18 protein-coding genes, 1 other RNA gene and 1 pseudogene are annotated in these 16,157 nt (G+C 51.4%); 7 read left to right on the forward strand and 13 right to left on the reverse strand.

The features are described from left to right. Window positions 1–2: 2 nt before the first annotated feature. Together maa and SK36_RS15615 are read left to right on the forward strand one after the other, a co-directional pair. Window positions 3–554: a maltose O-acetyltransferase gene (maa, locus tag SK36_RS15610; RefSeq protein ID WP_048221936.1), complete on the forward strand. Its 552-nt coding sequence runs from the start codon at window positions 3–5 to the stop codon at window positions 552–554. A gap of 116 nt (window positions 555–670) precedes the next feature. Next, window positions 671–1,141 (forward strand): YlaC family protein, encoded by a 471-nt coding sequence (locus tag SK36_RS15615; protein WP_045440622.1) that lies wholly within the window; start codon window positions 671–673, stop codon window positions 1,139–1,141. A 66-nt stretch (window positions 1,142–1,207) separates the two neighbouring features. On the opposite strand, the gene ykgO is transcribed toward SK36_RS15615, so the two are convergent. Both ykgO and SK36_RS15620 read right to left on the reverse strand, forming a co-directional pair. After that, window positions 1,208–1,348 (reverse strand): type B 50S ribosomal protein L36, encoded by a 141-nt coding sequence (gene ykgO / locus SK36_RS23865; RefSeq protein ID WP_075261793.1) that lies wholly within the window; start codon window positions 1,346–1,348, stop codon window positions 1,208–1,210. Between the two features lies 1 nt (window position 1,349). Further along, window positions 1,350–1,610 (reverse strand): type B 50S ribosomal protein L31, encoded by a 261-nt coding sequence (locus SK36_RS15620; protein ID WP_045440619.1) that lies wholly within the window; start codon window positions 1,608–1,610, stop codon window positions 1,350–1,352. Window positions 1,611–1,797: 187 nt separating this feature from the next. Here SK36_RS15620 and SK36_RS15625 point away from each other — a divergent pair, with 187 nt between their 5' ends. Then, window positions 1,798–3,351, forward strand: coding sequence for an EAL domain-containing protein (locus tag SK36_RS15625; RefSeq protein WP_048221937.1), 1,554 nt, complete (start codon window positions 1,798–1,800; stop codon window positions 3,349–3,351). A gap of 55 nt (window positions 3,352–3,406) precedes the next feature. Here the strand turns inward: SK36_RS15625 and SK36_RS15630 are convergent, their stop codons facing one another. Then, entirely contained in the window at window positions 3,407–3,760 is a 354-nt protein-coding gene (locus SK36_RS15630; RefSeq protein WP_045440607.1) for a DUF1428 domain-containing protein, read from the reverse strand. A gap of 82 nt (window positions 3,761–3,842) precedes the next feature. Then, complete coding sequence (gene yczE / locus SK36_RS15635) at window positions 3,843–4,454, reverse strand: membrane protein YczE (RefSeq protein ID WP_045440605.1); 612 nt, start codon at window positions 4,452–4,454, stop codon at window positions 3,843–3,845. Window positions 4,455–4,542: 88 nt separating this feature from the next. On the opposite strand from yczE, the gene yczR reads away from it, so the two are divergent. Then, window positions 4,543–5,970, forward strand: a complete 1,428-nt coding sequence (yczR, locus tag SK36_RS15640) for a MocR-like transcription factor YczR (protein ID WP_048221938.1) — start codon at window positions 4,543–4,545, stop codon at window positions 5,968–5,970. A 53-nt stretch (window positions 5,971–6,023) separates the two neighbouring features. Here the strand turns inward: yczR and SK36_RS15645 are convergent, their stop codons facing one another. The 3 genes from SK36_RS15645 to ffs form a co-directional block, all read right to left on the reverse strand. Next, complete coding sequence (locus SK36_RS15645; protein ID WP_045440600.1) at window positions 6,024–6,242, reverse strand: hypothetical protein; 219 nt, start codon at window positions 6,240–6,242, stop codon at window positions 6,024–6,026. Then, window positions 6,239–6,490, reverse strand: a complete 252-nt coding sequence (locus SK36_RS15650) for a hypothetical protein (protein ID WP_048221939.1) — start codon at window positions 6,488–6,490, stop codon at window positions 6,239–6,241. The genes SK36_RS15645 and SK36_RS15650 overlap by 4 nt, the downstream gene beginning before the upstream one ends. 198 nt (window positions 6,491–6,688) lie before the next feature. Further along, an RNA gene (gene ffs / locus SK36_RS23870) (signal recognition particle sRNA small type) lies at window positions 6,689–6,785 on the reverse strand. A gap of 84 nt (window positions 6,786–6,869) precedes the next feature. Between ffs and SK36_RS15655 the strand changes: the two are divergent. Next, window positions 6,870–7,259: pseudogene (locus tag SK36_RS15655) on the forward strand (MGMT family protein). 32 nt (window positions 7,260–7,291) lie between these two features. Here the strand turns inward: SK36_RS15655 and SK36_RS15660 are convergent. Beyond that, window positions 7,292–7,861: a YbaY family lipoprotein gene (locus tag SK36_RS15660; protein ID WP_045440593.1), complete on the reverse strand. Its 570-nt coding sequence runs from the start codon at window positions 7,859–7,861 to the stop codon at window positions 7,292–7,294. Between the two features lie 212 nt (window positions 7,862–8,073). On the opposite strand from SK36_RS15660, the gene tesB reads away from it, so the two are divergent. Further along, window positions 8,074–8,934 carry an acyl-CoA thioesterase II gene (gene tesB / locus SK36_RS15665; RefSeq protein ID WP_048221941.1) on the forward strand — a complete coding sequence of 287 codons (861 nt, stop codon included), beginning with the start codon at window positions 8,074–8,076 and terminating at the stop codon, window positions 8,932–8,934. Window positions 8,935–8,994: 60 nt separating this feature from the next. On the opposite strand, the gene amtB is transcribed toward tesB, so the two are convergent. The 5 genes from amtB to decR all read right to left on the reverse strand — a co-directional run bounded on the left by amtB (window position 8,995) and on the right by decR (window position 14,942). Then, a complete protein-coding gene (amtB, locus tag SK36_RS15670; RefSeq protein ID WP_048221942.1) occupies window positions 8,995–10,281 on the reverse strand; it encodes an ammonium transporter AmtB in 1,287 nt (428 codons plus the stop codon). 31 nt (window positions 10,282–10,312) lie between these two features. Then, window positions 10,313–10,651, reverse strand: a complete 339-nt coding sequence (gene glnK / locus SK36_RS15675; protein ID WP_002891893.1) for a P-II family nitrogen regulator — start codon at window positions 10,649–10,651, stop codon at window positions 10,313–10,315. 244 nt (window positions 10,652–10,895) lie between these two features. Further along, on the reverse strand, window positions 10,896–12,674 hold the full coding sequence (locus tag SK36_RS15680; protein WP_048221943.1) for a SmdB family multidrug efflux ABC transporter permease/ATP-binding protein: 1,779 nt from the start codon (window positions 12,672–12,674) through the stop codon (window positions 10,896–10,898). Beyond that, entirely contained in the window at window positions 12,667–14,439 is a 1,773-nt protein-coding gene (locus SK36_RS15685; protein ID WP_045440579.1) for a SmdA family multidrug ABC transporter permease/ATP-binding protein, read from the reverse strand. The genes SK36_RS15680 and SK36_RS15685 overlap by 8 nt, the downstream gene beginning before the upstream one ends. A 44-nt stretch (window positions 14,440–14,483) precedes the next feature. Continuing rightward, window positions 14,484–14,942, reverse strand: a complete 459-nt coding sequence (decR, locus tag SK36_RS15690) for a DNA-binding transcriptional regulator DecR (RefSeq protein ID WP_045440577.1) — start codon at window positions 14,940–14,942, stop codon at window positions 14,484–14,486. Window positions 14,943–15,054: 112 nt separating this feature from the next. On the opposite strand from decR, the gene SK36_RS15695 reads away from it, so the two are divergent. Then, window positions 15,055–16,110: a PLP-dependent cysteine synthase family protein gene (locus SK36_RS15695; protein ID WP_136345282.1), complete on the forward strand. Its 1,056-nt coding sequence runs from the start codon at window positions 15,055–15,057 to the stop codon at window positions 16,108–16,110. Window positions 16,111–16,157 lie beyond the last annotated feature (47 nt).

The following is a 16,157-nucleotide window of genomic DNA, read 5'->3' on the forward strand; positions in this document are numbered from 1 at the left end:
CAATGAGTGAGGAAAAGCAAAAGATGATCGCCGGCGAATTGTATCGCCCGGCAGACGATACTTTACGCAAAGATCGGCTTCGCGCACGCCAACTGATCCATCGATATAATTTCACCGCCCCCGATGAACAACATAAGCGGCAGGCTATTCTGCATGACCTGTTGGGTCAAAGCGAGGGAGCTTATATCGAACCTACATTTCGTTGCGATTACGGCTATAACATCTACCTCGGCAAAGAATTCTATGCCAATTTCGACTGCGTCATGCTTGATGTCTGCCCGATCCATATTGGCAATAACTGTATGCTTGCACCGGGAGTCCATATCTATACCGCAACCCACTCGCTGGATGCCGATGAGCGCAACAGTGGTAAGGAACTGGGAAAACCGGTGACTATCGGGAATAACGTCTGGATAGGTGGGCGAGCCGTGATAAATCCTGGCGTAACTCTGGGTGACAACGTCGTTGTTGCATCAGGTGCCGTAGTAACCAAAAGCGTCCCGGCAAATACCGTAGTTGGGGGTAATCCTGCGCGGGTCATCAAAACGCTGTGAACAGAAATGTAACTGTTATGCTAAATTGTGGTTAATCTGTTACTTTTTTCAGACAGGATCCCCTCTTAAAATAGGCCGATCCCTCCTGATTATTGAAGACATCACGAAGGCAAGAAATGACAGAAATACAGCGCCTGCTTACCGAAACAATCGACGACTTAAATATTCGCGAGAAGCGCGACAACAGACCGCGCTTTAGCATCAGCTTCATTCGCAAACATCCTGGGTTATTTATCGGCATGTATATTGCCTGGTTTGCTACGCTGGCGGTTATGCTGCAATCAGAAACACTGGTCGATTCAGTATGGTTGCTGGTGGTACTGTTCGTAATACTGAATGGTTTTTTCTTTTTTGACGTGGCACCGCGTTATCGCTTTGAGGATATTGACGTACTGGATTTCAGAGTCTGCTATAACGGCGAATGGTACAACACACGTTTTGTTCCATCCTCACTCATCGATACCATACTGCACTCTCCTCGGGTAGATAGTGAGCATAAAGCACAACTGCAAAAAATGATGACACGTAAAGGCGAACTCTCTTTCTACGACATCTTCACCCTGACCCGTGCACAGACCAGTCAGTAATCGCTAATAAAAAAAGTGCGTACCCGAATGGCACGCACTTGAGTCCCAGTGATGTTGGCAAAATAACTAAAGTCTTTTCTTCCGACCCTGTACCGCTTTAAATCGCGGATTCGTTTTGCAGATGACGTACAAGCGCCCTTTGCGTTTGACAATCTGGCAGTCAGGATGTCGTTGTTTTGCACTACGAAGTGAATTGAGTACCTGCATCTTAACCTCGCTTAGCGCCAATGAAATGGCCAAAACGTTTCTGGAAACGCGCCGCGCTACCTTCGTTATCGAAGGTTTTTTGTTTTCCGGTATAGTACGGGTGAGACTTAGAAGAGATATCAAGGGTAACGTATGGGTACACCTGGCCCTCAAACTCAATCTCACGTTCTGTTTTAATGGTCGAACCAACCTTAAAGTACTCATTGGCACTGGTGTCGTGAAACACCACGGTACGATAAAAAGGATGGATATCCGGTTTCATGATTACCTCAAATTGTTACGTTATAACATAACTAAAAAAATACACCACTCCCGTACATATCTCAACCTGATTTGTACTATGGGTAATTAACAAGATGATAAATGGCCCTAAATATATGATACCCATCGAATAGCTTTTTTGGCTTTCAGATATACTTTCCATACGCTGTGTTAATAAGGACATCACTGTGACAACACGATATCTGATAGGTCTGATGACAGGTGTGCTTATTCTGTCCATCCTTGCGCCTGTTGGTTTAAGCCTGTGGCTGGCGCATCGTCAGGTCGAAACGAAATTTATTGATGAACTTGACTCCTTCACCAACAGGGTCGCTTTACGTACGGAAAGAGTCGGCGATCAGGCGAAAAAAGCATTACGCAAAATTGAAACTTTTCAGGGAGTACCTTGCGGAGAAGAACATTTGCTGGAAATGCGTCGATTGTCATACAGCTACCGTTATATTCAGGAAGTGCTGTATCTCAAGAACAACGTTCCACAATGCTCTTCCCTGGAGAAAAGGAGTCGGGCTGCCGCATTCCCACCGGCAATGAAAATCACGCGTGATGGTTACCAGGCATGGTTAACCACCCAAAACGATTTGGGCATCCAGCGTTTTATGGCGGCATTAGGCAGCGAGCATTATGTTGTGATGATCGATCCCAATTCCTTCATTGACGTCATTCCGTTTGGCTCATGGCCGATTGATGTCGCCATAATTGGCACCACGCGCAAAACGGTCGTCGCCAGTAGCGATAATCTCCCACCAGACATCTTGCATAACCTTCAAATAGATAATGCCATTACGCACTTAGAAAAAAATGGCGTTATCTATAATGCCCGCCCCTTCCCCGAATTAGGCATCACTATCGTAAGCTGGGCATCGACACTGCCTCTGCAAAAAATATGGCACAGACAGGCGCTTATCTGGCTCCCGGCGGGGATTATTATTGGTCTGTTAACTGCCGCATTTATTCTGAGCATTTTTCGTCGCTTACAGTCCCCTCGTCACCAGCTGCAGGAAGCTATCCGTCATCGGGATATTAAAGTTTATTATCAGCCGATTATTTCGCTCAGGACCGGAAAAGTGGTCGGAGCCGAGGCGCTGGCCCGTTGGCCACAGGCTGACGGGAGTTTCCTCTCACCGGAGATTTTCGTCGGACTGGCGGAGCAAACCGGGCTGTCAAAGCAACTTACTCAGTTGATTATTGAAAGCGTATTCGACGATTTGGGTAAATGGCTACACCAGCATCCAGAACAGCATATATCCATCAATCTTGAGTCAGACAACCTGACATCAGAAACCCTCCCAACCCTGTTAAGCCAGAAGGTAAATCACTGGCAGATCAAACCTTCGCAAATCGCCCTGGAACTGACCGAACGCGCATTTGCCGATCCGAAAACCAGTGCACCGTTTATCGCCAGATACCGCCAGGCGGGGCATTCTATTTACATTGATGACTTTGGCACCGGCTACTCCAGCCTAAGTTATTTACAAGATCTGGATGTGGATATTCTGAAGATAGACAAATCGTTCGTGGATGCACTGGAATACAATAACGTGACTCCGCATATTATCGAGATAGCCAAAACGCTGAAGCTGGAAATGGTGGCGGAAGGTATTGAGACCGCAAATCAGGAAAGCTGGTTACGTGATCATGGCGTGCAGTACGGTCAGGGCTGGCTTTACAGCAAAGCTCTGGTGAAACAAGAATTTATATTGTGGGCAAAAAAGCGGCTTTAGCGTGGCGCTGATAAGCGGTTGAGATGGCTGGCGGCACGCCGCACAGCCAGTCACGTCAGTCATCCATAATGGGCGAGAATCCACCGTAGATCATGCGTTTGCCATCAAATGGCATGGACTCACCGAACTCCTTCATACGGGGATCGGACATCATCTTCTGATTCGCCGCGTCACGCACCTCTTTTGAAGGATATTCAATCCAGCTAAATACCACTTCTTCATGATCCTGCGCTTGCACTGCCATGCGAAAATCGGTCAACTTGCCGTCGGGGACATCATCCGCCCAGCACTCCACAACGCGCAATGCACCGAACTCCTTGAAAAGCGGAGCAGCTTTTGCCGCCATCGCGATATACGCCTCCTTGTTTTCAGCGGGTACGGCAACAACAAAACCATCGACATACTTCATGAGAAAAACCTCCGAAGTGTACTGCGCGGCAAGCCGATTCCGACCGCGTCAGTAGAGGTTAAGTTTAGTCGCCCACGTGGGATCATGCCGCAGGCTCATCGCGAACCCGAATACGAGATTGCGGTTGATGCCGAAACCACGGCAGGCAAAGCTGAATTAACGGACCAATAGCCAGCGCATACAATACCGTCCCTATCCCCACGGTCCCACCGAGTAGCCAGCCTGTGAGCAAAACCGACACTTCGATTGCGGTACGAATGGTTCGGACTGACCAGCCAGTACGCGCATGAATACCCGTCATCAGACCATCACGCGGCCCAGCACCAAAACCAGCGCCAATATACAGGCTGGTCGCCAGCGCATTCAGTATCACTGCGGAAACTAACAACCCGCTGCGCGTAAGAAGAGATTCAAATTGCGGAATAACCATCAGCGCCACATCTGCAGCCAGTCCGATCATAATGACATTACTCAGTGTGCCAAACCCCGGGCGCTGACGCAGTGGTATCCACAGCAGGAGCACCAGAACTCCAACGGCAATGATCACCACACCGATATTCATCTTCAGTAAATTCGCCACACCAAGGTGGAAAACGTTCCAGGGATCGGCCCCTAAATCCGCACGCACAAACATGGCTGTCGACACACCATAAAGCGCCAACCCTATATACAGTTGAAGTAAACGACGCAGCATACTTTTCCCCTGTCTCCGCTCAGATAACCTTCATCTTCGCTGCAATTGGCACTATGATTAATGTCCAGTTTTCAAAAAGTGGACTGCTATGTCATCTCGCCGCTACGGAAGTCAGTCTCTTCAACGCCTGCTTGGTCACTGGCAGGAAGTCCCTTCGCGGATGCCTCTCTGGCGGCAGCTGGCAGAAGCGCTGCGTCTACTGATACTCGATGGTCGGCTGGCACTGGATAGTCGATTGCCCGGCGAACGCGAACTCGCTGCCGTTTTGGAAGTGAGCCGGACAACCATCGCCAGCGCCCTGGCGCAGCTACGTGAAGAAGGGTATCTCGAAAGCCGCCACGGTAGTGGTTCAAGGGTGATCCTACCGGAACATATTCGCCTGGTCCCAACAAGGATGCACACCAGTACAGCGCTCGATCTCTCTACCGCGGCGCTCAGCGCCGGTCCGGAAATTCATCAGGCTTACCAGCAGGCGCTGTTTGCTATGCCGCAACACCTGCTGAGTTCGGGCTATCTGTCGCAGGGATTACCTTCTTTGCGTGAATCCATCGCCCAACATTATTGCGAACGCGGATTACCCACGCAGGCTGATGAGATAATGGTAGTGAATGGTGCGGTCAGCGGATTGGCGTTGATCCTGCGATTGCTCACGGGGCCAGGCGATCGCGTACTGGTTGATCATCCCACGTATCCGCTTGCCATTGCTGCGATTCAGGGTGCATCCTGCCGCCCCGTCGGTGTGTCACTGCCTGAACACGGCTGGGATACAGCCGGTCTGGTCGCCACTATCGCGCAAACTGCCCCGAGAATGGCCTACCTGATGCCAGATTTTCACAATCCAACCGGACGCTGTATGGATGCTGCAACTCGCCAGGTCGTGGCCGATATCGCCGCCAGAACACATACAACACTGGTGGTGGACGAAACCATGGTCAACCTGTGGTATGACGCACCACCGCCACCTCCGCTCGCCGCATACAATCGCGACGCCCCCATCATTCTGCTGGGTTCCGCGGGTAAGAGCTTCTGGGGAGGACTACGTCTGGGCTGGGTTCGCGCATCGTCACGTACTATTGCCGCGCTGGTACAGACCCGCGATACATTTGATCTGGGTTCACCCGTTCTTGAGCAACTCGCCACCGGCTGGCTGTTGGATAACGCAGCCACTTTTCTTCCCGACAGAAGACAGTTGCTCACGACAAGACGTGATTTGTGCCGCGCTCTGATGAGCTCGCATTTCCCGGAGTGGCGTTTTACCCACCCAGAGGGAGGATTATCTTTCTGGGTCGAATTACCTGACACGCTGGCGACATTATTTGCCACTCGTGCAGAAAATGCAGGCATTCAGCTTGGTATCGGAACGCGTTTCGGTCTGGCTGGCGCATTCGATCGCTTCTTACGCATGCCTTTCGCGCTACCGGATGACACAATGCGTTCAGCCTTTAAGACGTTACAACCAATTTGGGATGACCTGCGCTTACAGGCCAGTAGTGGAAAACTACGCAAAATAATCTAAGTAACGAGCCTAAAGGCTCGTTACTTGCCATTGCCCATTAGAGGCAGACAACATTACTGTTGGCGGGGAACCGGGAAGCCTTTCAGGGAGATAATAAAATTATCGCCGTCTTTTTTAATCTTTGCCCCGGCATCACACCAGTCAGAAGCGATACGGAAAAATTCATCACTGCCGACATTCCAGCTCAGGCGAACATGCTTCACATAACCGGAACGCAGCAATTCACAGGCTTCGCCATAATTACAGGCGCTTGAGAGCGGTTGTTGTTTCATTTTTTCTTCTTCAGTAATCTGCGCAATGCTTTGATTTCTTTAGGAGTCAGTGCATCAACCACGGATTCTTCCGTATGCTGGCTGTCAATATCATCAGCGGAGACTCCCGCCTCTTCTACTGCGGAAAATGCAATAAGCAGCAGCTTTTCCGTTGATATACTTAAATTTTCATTATTCACTTCAGCGTAATGGCGAAGTTTTTCTTTTAGCGCTTCATCAATTTTGACGTTCAATACTGCGGTAGGCATCGTAATAAATCCTTGTGGTCAGCCAAAGCATAGCGGGTACAAGACCCATATCTTTCCGGCGAGATTGAGGCAGTAAAAACATCAAATAACATCCCTGAAACACAGTGACAGCATTTGATGACAATAAAATGACATTACGATGACAAGAAAGAGAAGATTAAGAGAAGGAGATTGCAGTAAAGCAGAATTGGGTGGGGGCCCTGCCAGCTACATCCCGGCACACACGTCATCTGCCTTGGCTGCTTCCTTCCGGACCTGACCTGGTAAACAGAGTAGTGTTGCGGGAGAACCAACAGAGCCCCCATTGAGAGCGTTGTTAACCAACGCGCAGGCGCATTATCACTGCTGCACCCTGTAATTGCAACCCATCCAGCATCGGATGCTGTTTTCTTGCTCAATGAGGCTTCACTCCCTCGCCATTCCGGATTATGCTGGAAGATTATTGCAGGAATAAATGATGGATATACAAGACTCTTTCCCCCAACGCGTCTGGCAAATCGTCGCCTCAATCCCGGAAGGATTTGTCACCACTTATGGTGATGTCGCCCGGCTCGCCGGTTCACCGCGAGCAGCGCGCCAGGTGGGAGGTGTGCTAAAGAGACTCCCGGAAGGCAGCGCCCTGCCCTGGTATCGAGTTGTCAATCGCCATGGCGCAATATCCCTGACCGGTCCCGATCTACAACGACAGCGTCAGGCATTGCTGGCGGAAGGTGTGGTGGTTTCAGGTAGTGGGCAAATCGATTTGCAACGGTATCGCTGGGTGTATTAACCCTCTCCTGACGGAGAGGGTTATAAACTGCATTAATACTGTGTGGGAGCAGGAACGGCAGAAGAAGGATTCACCTGGGTCGGAGAAGTCGAAGGAACCGTAGTCGCTGCCCCGCCACCTGCCTGCACCGGTACTTCCGTATGCTGAACAGGAACCAGCGTCAGATCGGCTTTAGTTCCGCCCTGATTGATGACTGGCTGAACAGTATCGGTAATAAAGACCAGCTTATCATTCACCATGATAGCCGCACTCAGCAGGATGCGTGCATTGGGCTGAATATCTGCCGGGTTAAACGGGAGCACGAAGCTGAATGGCGCTTGCTTGCCCTCGGTTCGAACCGCTTTTTGTGACAGCACTTTTGACGGAGCATCGGCCAGTGAAGCATCCGACAACGTGACGGTCAGCACAGCATCCGGTGGCAAAGCGACTTTCTGGCGGATCCAAACTGTACCAGAAACATTCGGCTGTTGAATTTTTGACTGTGTGTCAGCAATTGACGTATTAGGGCTTGGCGCAGGTGTCTGAATATCTGCACTTTTATCAGCACAGGCCGCCAGCGCGACCGCAACCGCTAAACCACTTACCATGTGCACGAGTTTCATTAAATTCTCCTTATCATCTATGCACCAGCGAGAACTATCCCCGCCAGAAGAGTGGTTAACAAAAACATAACGTGACTAAGTGTGGCACAAATCAGCTATTTTTGCCTGTAATAGACCTGTTATTCAGACAATTGCACCCATCGGACCACTTTCAAAATTGCGTTATACTCTGCCTACCTCGCTGCGACATCGATATCACCTGGAGAGCACGTATGAGTCTGGCACTGAAAAATTTGCTGACATTGTTGAATCTGGAAAAAATTGAAGAAGGACTCTTTCGGGGCCAAAGTGAAGACTTAGGGTTGCGTCAGGTTTTTGGGGGACAGGTCGTCGGCCAGGCGCTGTACGCCGCAAAAGAGACCGTGCCGGAAGAACGTCTGGTGCACTCTTTCCATAGCTACTTTTTACGCCCGGGAGATAGCCAAAAACCGATAATCTACGATGTAGAAGTTCTGCGCGATGGTAACAGCTTCAGCGCTCGCCGCATTGCCGCTATTCAGAACGGGAAACCCATTTTTTATATGACCGCCTCTTTTCAGGCGCCGGAAGACGGGTTTGAACATCAAAAAACCATGCCTGCCGCACCGGGCCCAGAAGAGCTGAAATCGGAAACGGAAATTGCCCGCTCTGTGGCTCATCTGCTGCCGCCGCTGTTGAAAGAAAAGTTTATCAACGACCGTCCGCTGGAGGTTCGTCCAGTAGAGTTTCATAACCCGTTAAAAGGTCATGTTGCCGAACCAACCCGTCAGGTGTGGATCCGTGCCAACGGCACGCTGCAGGACGATTTGCGCGTACATCAATACCTCCTTGGCTACGCTTCTGATCTGAATTTCCTGCCCGTTGCGCTGCAACCGTACGGCATTGGTTTCCTGGAGAAAGGTATTCAAATAGCCACTATCGACCATTCGATGTGGTTCCATCGTCCTTTCAATATCAATGAATGGTTGCTGTATAACGTGGAGAGCACTTCCGCCTCCGGAGCCAGGGGCTTTGTTCGTGGGGAGTTTTATACTCAGGACGGCGTGCTGGTAGCTTCTACCGTACAGGAAGGGGTCATGCGTAACCGTAATTAATAAATGCCGGTTTCGGCCTACAAGCATACTCGTTGTAGGCCGAAACCAGCAGTCGAGGGATCACGCGTTGTAGGCGTTTTCACCGTGGCTGTTAACATCCAACCCTTCACGCTCCTGCTCTTCCGGTACACGCAGCCCCACGGTCATATCTGCCAGCTTATAACCGATGAACGCTACCACGCCGGACCAGACGATGGTAATCGCTACACTTTCCAGTTGAACCAGTAGCTGATGCCCCATTGTAACGCCTTCAGCAAAGCCCACTCCCCCCAGCGAGCTGGCTGCAAATACCCCGGTCAGGATACAGCCAACAATGCCGCAGACACCGTGGACACCGAACACGTCACAGGGGTCATCGACACGCAGAAAACGTTTCAGCATCGTCACCCCCCACAAGCCAGCCAGACCGGCAATGACTCCGATGATCAGCGCCCCACCAACTCCGATATAGCCACAGGCAGGCGTCACGCCAACCAGACCTGCAATAGCACCGGAGCATGCACCTAATAAAGATGGTTTGCCACGCAATGCCCACTCACCGAAGATCCACCCCAGGATGGCAGCAGCAGTGGCAACAACTGTATTCACAAATGCCAGCGCAGCGATTTCATTTGCCGTTCCTGCAGAACCGGCATTAAAACCAAACCAGCCGATATAGAGGATAGCGGTACCGGTAAAGACCATTGGCAGGTTATGCGGTTTAAAGGCTTCTTTGCCAAACCCAACACGTTTGCCAATCAGATAAGCCCCAACTAAACCGGCAATCGCCGCGTTAATATGTACAACCGTTCCGCCAGCAAAATCCAGAGCGCCATGGGAAGCCAGCAGTCCACCGCCCCATACCATATGCGCGATAGGGATGTAGGAAAGCGTTAGCCACACCACCACAAAAATCAGTACCGCAGAGAAGCGGATTCGTTCAGCCAGTGCACCGACGATAAGCCCAACGGTAATGCAGGCGAACGAGCCCTGGAAAGCAACGTGGATATACTGATAGAAACTCCCCGTAACCGCCGTCAGCGCGATGCTTTTCAGCATTACCCAGTTGAAGTTACCGAAGAAATTATTCCCCTCGCCAAAAGCCAGCGAGTAGCCATAAACAACCCATAAAATGCAGACCAGCGCGAACGTCACTGTGACCTGAGTCAGCATCGATAAGACGTTCTTACCGCGAATCAAACCGCCGTAGAACAGCGCGATGCCCGGAATGGTCATAAACAGCACCAATGCGGTGCAAATCATCATAAAGGCATTATCAGCTTTATCTGCGACTGCCGGTGCCGCCATCGCCAGCCCCGGCAGCAACGCCAGTGAAGCAATACCCGTTTTCATCGTTGCTATCTTCATTTTTTGGTTTCCTATCACTGTGTGCCAGAAGTTACAGTGCGGCTTCGTCGGCTTCGCCGGTACGAATGCGAATCACACGTTGCAGCTCGGCGACGAATATTTTGCCGTCGCCAATTTTTCCGGTGTAGGCCGCCTTACTGATGACATCAATAACTTCATCAAGCTGGTCGTCGGCAATTGCCACATCAATCTTCACCTTCGGTAAAAAATTGACGCTGTATTCGGCCCCCCGGTACAACTCGGCATGGCCCTTCTGTCGTCCAAAGCCCTTCACTTCGGTGACGGTCAGCCCCTGAATACCAATAGACGACAGTGCTTCACGGACGTCTTCCAGTTTGAACGGTTTGATTACCACGGTAACCAGCTTCATAGATCCCCTCCAGTCAGAATTCAGTAGTGGCTGCAGATACACGGGATGAATATTGCAAGGGGTGTGCCAGGAATCGAAAAAACAGAAATGGACCGTTATTTAGTGCAGAAAACAGGGGATCGAGTTGAAAGGCTGAAACGTGATGTACATCAGAAACAATAAATGGAAAGAAAAACGCACCATGACAGTGCATGATGCGTTATTTTTTTGCACCAACAGCGTTGGCTACAGCGAAGCTGGTGCATCAGGCGATAAGCGAGTCCTCTTGCGCGCTGGCCGCCAGCTCTTCACCGGCTAACTGCAGTTGATACATCTGCCAGTATCGCCCTTGCGCCGCCAGTAATTGCTGATGCGTACCGCGTTCAACGGCCTGACCACGGTGCAGCACCAGAATAGTGTCTGCATCCACAATCGTTGATAACCGGTGCGCAATCACCACCAGCGTAGTGTGTTCACGTACCGCCGCCAGCGCCTGCTGAATTGCCTGTTCCGTTCCCGAGTCAATACTGGCGGTGGCTTCATCCAGGATCAGTACCTGCGGCGTTTCAACCAGTACCCGCGCCAGCGCTAACAGCTGTTTCTGCCCGACGGACAAATTATTCCCTTGCTCACCCAGTCGGGTGTGAATGCCATCACTCAGGCCACGAGCCAGTTCCGCCAGTTGCACGGTCTCAAGTGCCTGCCAGACCCTACCTTCTGAAATATCACGACCCAGCGTGACGTTAGCCAGAAAGGTATCTGCCATCACCACCGGATCCTGTTGCACCATCGCTACACCCTGACGCAGGACGTCATGACTCAATGAGGAGAGAGGTCGTCCGTCAAGACGGATTTCCCCTTGAGTCAGCGGGTAGTAGCCCATCAGCAGGCTGGCGAGCGTACTCTTGCCGCTTCCGGTATGTCCGACCAGTGCCACAAAACTGCGCGAAGGAACAGACAGGTTGATATTTTGCAGGACCAGATTGTCATCGCGATAAGCAAATGACACATTATCAACCTCAATATTTCCACTCCTCAGAGGCTGCTCATCCTTGCCATATTGCTGGCGCGGCCCATCCATCAGTTCAAAAACACGTTCACCGGCGACAACTGCTTGTTGCAGCATCGATTGCTGAGTCGTCAGCTCGATCAGAGGTTCGTTCAGACGCCCGAGATAACTGATAAACGCATACAGAACCCCGACTTCAATTGTGCTGCCAGACGTGAAGCTGAACAGCATTAATAAACCACAAAGGATCAGCGCAGAAAAAAGGCTAAGCAACGGTCGTAATAAAAAACCGTCCAGTCGCAGGGTCTGCATTCGCGCCATATAGTGCGAACGGCTGGCCTCGCCCATTCTTTCACCAAAGCGCGCCTGCTGGCGGAACTGCTGGATCACGCTCATACCGTTAATGACTTCGTTAAAGCCATCGTTAATGTCCGCCAGATAGGCGCGAACGCGGCGCACAATAGGTGTGCTGTAACGCTGATAGATCACCATCACCACCAGCACAGCGGGGAAAATAGCCATTGCCACCAGCGCCATACGCCATTCCAGACTGAACATTGCCACCAGCATGGCGCCAATTAAGGCGGCACTGCGCAGAACCGTCGCCACTACCGTCACGTACAGATCGCGAATAACTTCAGTGTCGTTGGTTACGCGGGAGATAAGCTGCCCGACTGGCTGGGTGTCAAATTCGCTCAGTGGCTGGCGCAACGCGGCATCCATAACATCCGTACGTAGCTGCTGCACCACACCGACAGCGGCCTGGTTAAACAACAGTGACTGCGCGTAGTGCAAACCCGCAGCCAGCAGTTGCAGACCTATGTAAGCCGCGACCAACCCGGCGACCATCGCTAACGGCAGGTTGTTTTTCGCCACCATGTTATCGATGAAATAGCTAATCAACAGCGGACCACTGACTTCGGCCGCCGCGGCTACCCACAGCATGACCACCGCAATGGCCAGCGGTTTTCGCCACGGTGATCCATACACCAGCAGTCTTTTCAGGGTCGGCCATAATTGCCCAAAGCTACGCATTAGCCGCCTCCTCATTTATTTCCGGGGCGTCAGACAGCGCCGCTTCCAGCTGTTGATAACGGTACATATCACGATACCAGCCTGGTTGCTGCACCAAATAATCATGTTCGCCACGCTGGGTAATATGTCCATGCTGCATCACAATAATCTCGCTGGCTTCCGTCAAAGCAGACAGGCGGTGAGCGCTGATAATAACGGTTCTCCCTTCGCCCCACTGCCGCAGGTTGTGCAGGATCTGATGCTCAGTACGACCATCTACCGCCGACAGGGCATCGTCCAGAATCAGGATTTCCGCATTGAGCAGCAACGCGCGGGCGATGGAAATACGCTGTTTTTGCCCACCTGACAGCATAACGCCACGCTCACCGACTTCGGTGTCATACCCCTGGGGAAGACGTAAAATATCCTCGTGTACGCTGGCTAAGCGCGCCACATGTTCAATCTCGTCCTGCGTCGCCTGCGGGCGTCCAAGCGCAATGTTGTTGGCGACCGTATCCGAAAACAAAAATGGTGTCTGACTAACAACTGCCAGCCGACTGCGCCAGCTATCAAGCTGTAAGCGCGTTAACGGAATATCATGAAAACGCACATCGCCCTGCGTAATATCGAAGTGGCGCTGGATCAGCGCCAGAATGGTACTTTTTCCTGCACCTGTCGGACCACAGATACCCAGCATCTGCCCAGGCTTAAGCTGAAAGCTGACGTTTTCAAGCGTTGGGTGAGTCATTAACGGATAGCTGAATTCGCGGATCGCTACCGACAATTCTCCACGACCTTCCGGCACTGACTCCACGCCATCATCTACCACAGGAGCTTCGGCAAGCATGGCTCGAATGCGGCTGTACGCAGCGCTACCGCGCTCGACGATGTTAAACATCCACGCCAGCGCCAGCATTGGCCAAATCATCAAACCGAGATACATCATAAAACTGGTCAACTGACCTAGCGTTAGCGATCCGTGAACCACCATCCAGCTTCCGCCGCCAATTGCCAGCAGGTTCGCCATGCCAATAGCGATATAAATTGTTGGGTCGAAGCGGGCATCAATACGCGCAACGCGCATATTTTTCTTCCCGGTATCTTCGGCGTCTGCCGCAAATAAGGCCGACTGACGGTCTTCCAGGCCAAAGGCTTTAATCATACGAATGCTGGTCAGGCTCTCCTGAGTACGATCGTTAAGGCTGGAGAATGCCGCCTGCGCCAGTTTAAAGCGGTTATGCAACCTATCGCCGTAACGTTTAATCATCAGTGCCATCACCGGCATCGGCAATAAGGCGATTAGCGTAAGCTGCCAGCTAATTTGCGTCGACATCACGATCAATACCGCACATCCCATCACCAGTGAGTCCACCAACGTCAGTACACCTTCCCCGGCAGCAAACACCACCCGGTCGACATCGTTAGTGGCGCGCGCCATCAGATCACCCGTGCGATGGCGCAGATAAAACTCAGGATGCTGGCGGCTAAGCTGGCGGTAATAATCTTCCCGCAGCTCGACAGCAAGTTGATAGGAAGCACCAAACAGCAGCACGCGCCAGACATAGCGCAGCAAATAGACCACCACAGCAATCAGAGCAATCGTGCCGATCCACAAGAGCACTTGTTCAGTCGTGAACTGCTGAGTGCTGACGCCATCCACAATAATACCCACAACTTTTGGTGGAATAAGCTGAAGGATAGCGATGATGATAAGCAAGGCCACTGCCCCGAGGTAGCGACGCCACTCCCGACGAAAGTACCAGCTTAATTGAGCAAATAATCGCACGCGTTATGTCCTGACTTGATTTTCGGCAATGACCGCCGGAAGAATTATTCAATAGGTAGAGCAGTAGTATATTTAATCTGTTCCATGGCAAAGCTTGAGGTAACGTCCGATAGCCCCGGTACGCTGTTCACCAGGCGCTTGTAGAAATCATCATAACGTTTCATATCGGCGACCTGAACCCGCATCAGGTAGTCGTACTCCCCCGCCATACGCCAGAAACCCAGTACCTCCGGCATGCCGGTGACTTCAGTGACAAAGCGGCAATACCATTCACTGCTGTGATGCTGGGTCTTAATCAACACAAATGCGGTTAAACCCAGCCCCAGTTTTTCCGGATCCAGTAGCGCGACTTTACCGAGGAGTACGCCGTCATCCTCCAGCCTCTTGAGTCGCTTCCAGCAGGGAGTGGTGGTCAGATTAACGGCATCCGCCAATGCCTGCAAAGAAAGGGTGCAGTCCTGTTGCAGTAAGCCGAGCAGCTTACGGTCAATTTTGTCTAACATATCCACTCCACAGAGAAGAATTTTCTCCTTACATTCTATTTTAAAGGCTAAATGGCAACAATTTTTTCCGTGCTTTTCGCTAATCTAGGCACAAAATGACAAATGGATATTAATGATGAATAGATCCTGGGTTAAAAACGCCATTAATGAAATCAATGCGGATTATCAGCGCTCCGCAGATACGCATCTCATTCGCCTGTCACTCCCGGCGTTTCCAGGTATTCAGCTCTACCTGAAAGATGAGAGTACGCATCCAACTGGCAGCCTGAAGCATCGACTGGCGCGTTCATTGTTCCTGTACGGATTGTGTAATGGCTGGATCAAAGAAGGCACCACCATTATTGAATCGTCTTCGGGGTCAACGGCGGTTTCAGAAGCCTATTTCGCCCGGCTGTTAGGACTGCCGTTTATTGCCGTTATGCCTTCCTGTACGGCAAAACGTAAAATTGAACAGATTGAGTTTTACGGCGGCCGTTGTCATTTTGTGGAAAGCGCCTGCGAAATTTATGCTGCGTCCGAGCAACTGGCACGTGAACTAAACGGTCATTACATGGATCAATTCACCTACGCCGAACGCGCTACCGACTGGCGTGGCAATAACAACATTGCCGACAGCATCTTCCGCCAGATGGAATGTGAACCCAACCCCGTTCCCAGACATATCGTGATGAGCGCCGGAACCGGTGGTACATCAGCAACGATAGGCCGCTATATTCGCTGCCAGGGTTATGACACTCATCTGATGGTAGTTGACCCGGAAAACTCTGTCTTTCTGCCATACTGGCAGGATCGTGATGCCACGTTACGCAGCCCTGTGGGAAGTAAAATTGAGGGTATCGGTCGCCCGCGCGTAGAACCGTCTTTCATTCCCGATGTCGTCGATGAAATGCTGCGCGTACCGGATGCAGCCAGCGTTGCCACTGCACATTGGCTGGAAACACAGTTGGGCCGAAAAGTCGGTGCCTCAACAGGAACCAATATGTGGGGAACGTTACAACTTGCCGCCCGCATGCGCGATGCAGGAGAAACTGGCTCGTTGGTGACGCTTCTGTGCGACAGCGGCGAACGCTATCTTGAGACTTACTACAACCCGCAATGGGTCAGTGTGCATATCGGTGATTTAGCGCCATGGAAAGCGGAAATATCCCGGTTACTGAATATCGACTAAAGCAGATAAAAAAAAGCCAGACCTAAAGGTCTGGCTTGCTGGAAGGG

The organism is Citrobacter sp. MGH106, assembly GCF_001037495.1.
In the GTDB taxonomy this organism is placed as follows: domain Bacteria; phylum Pseudomonadota; class Gammaproteobacteria; order Enterobacterales; family Enterobacteriaceae; genus Citrobacter; species Citrobacter murliniae.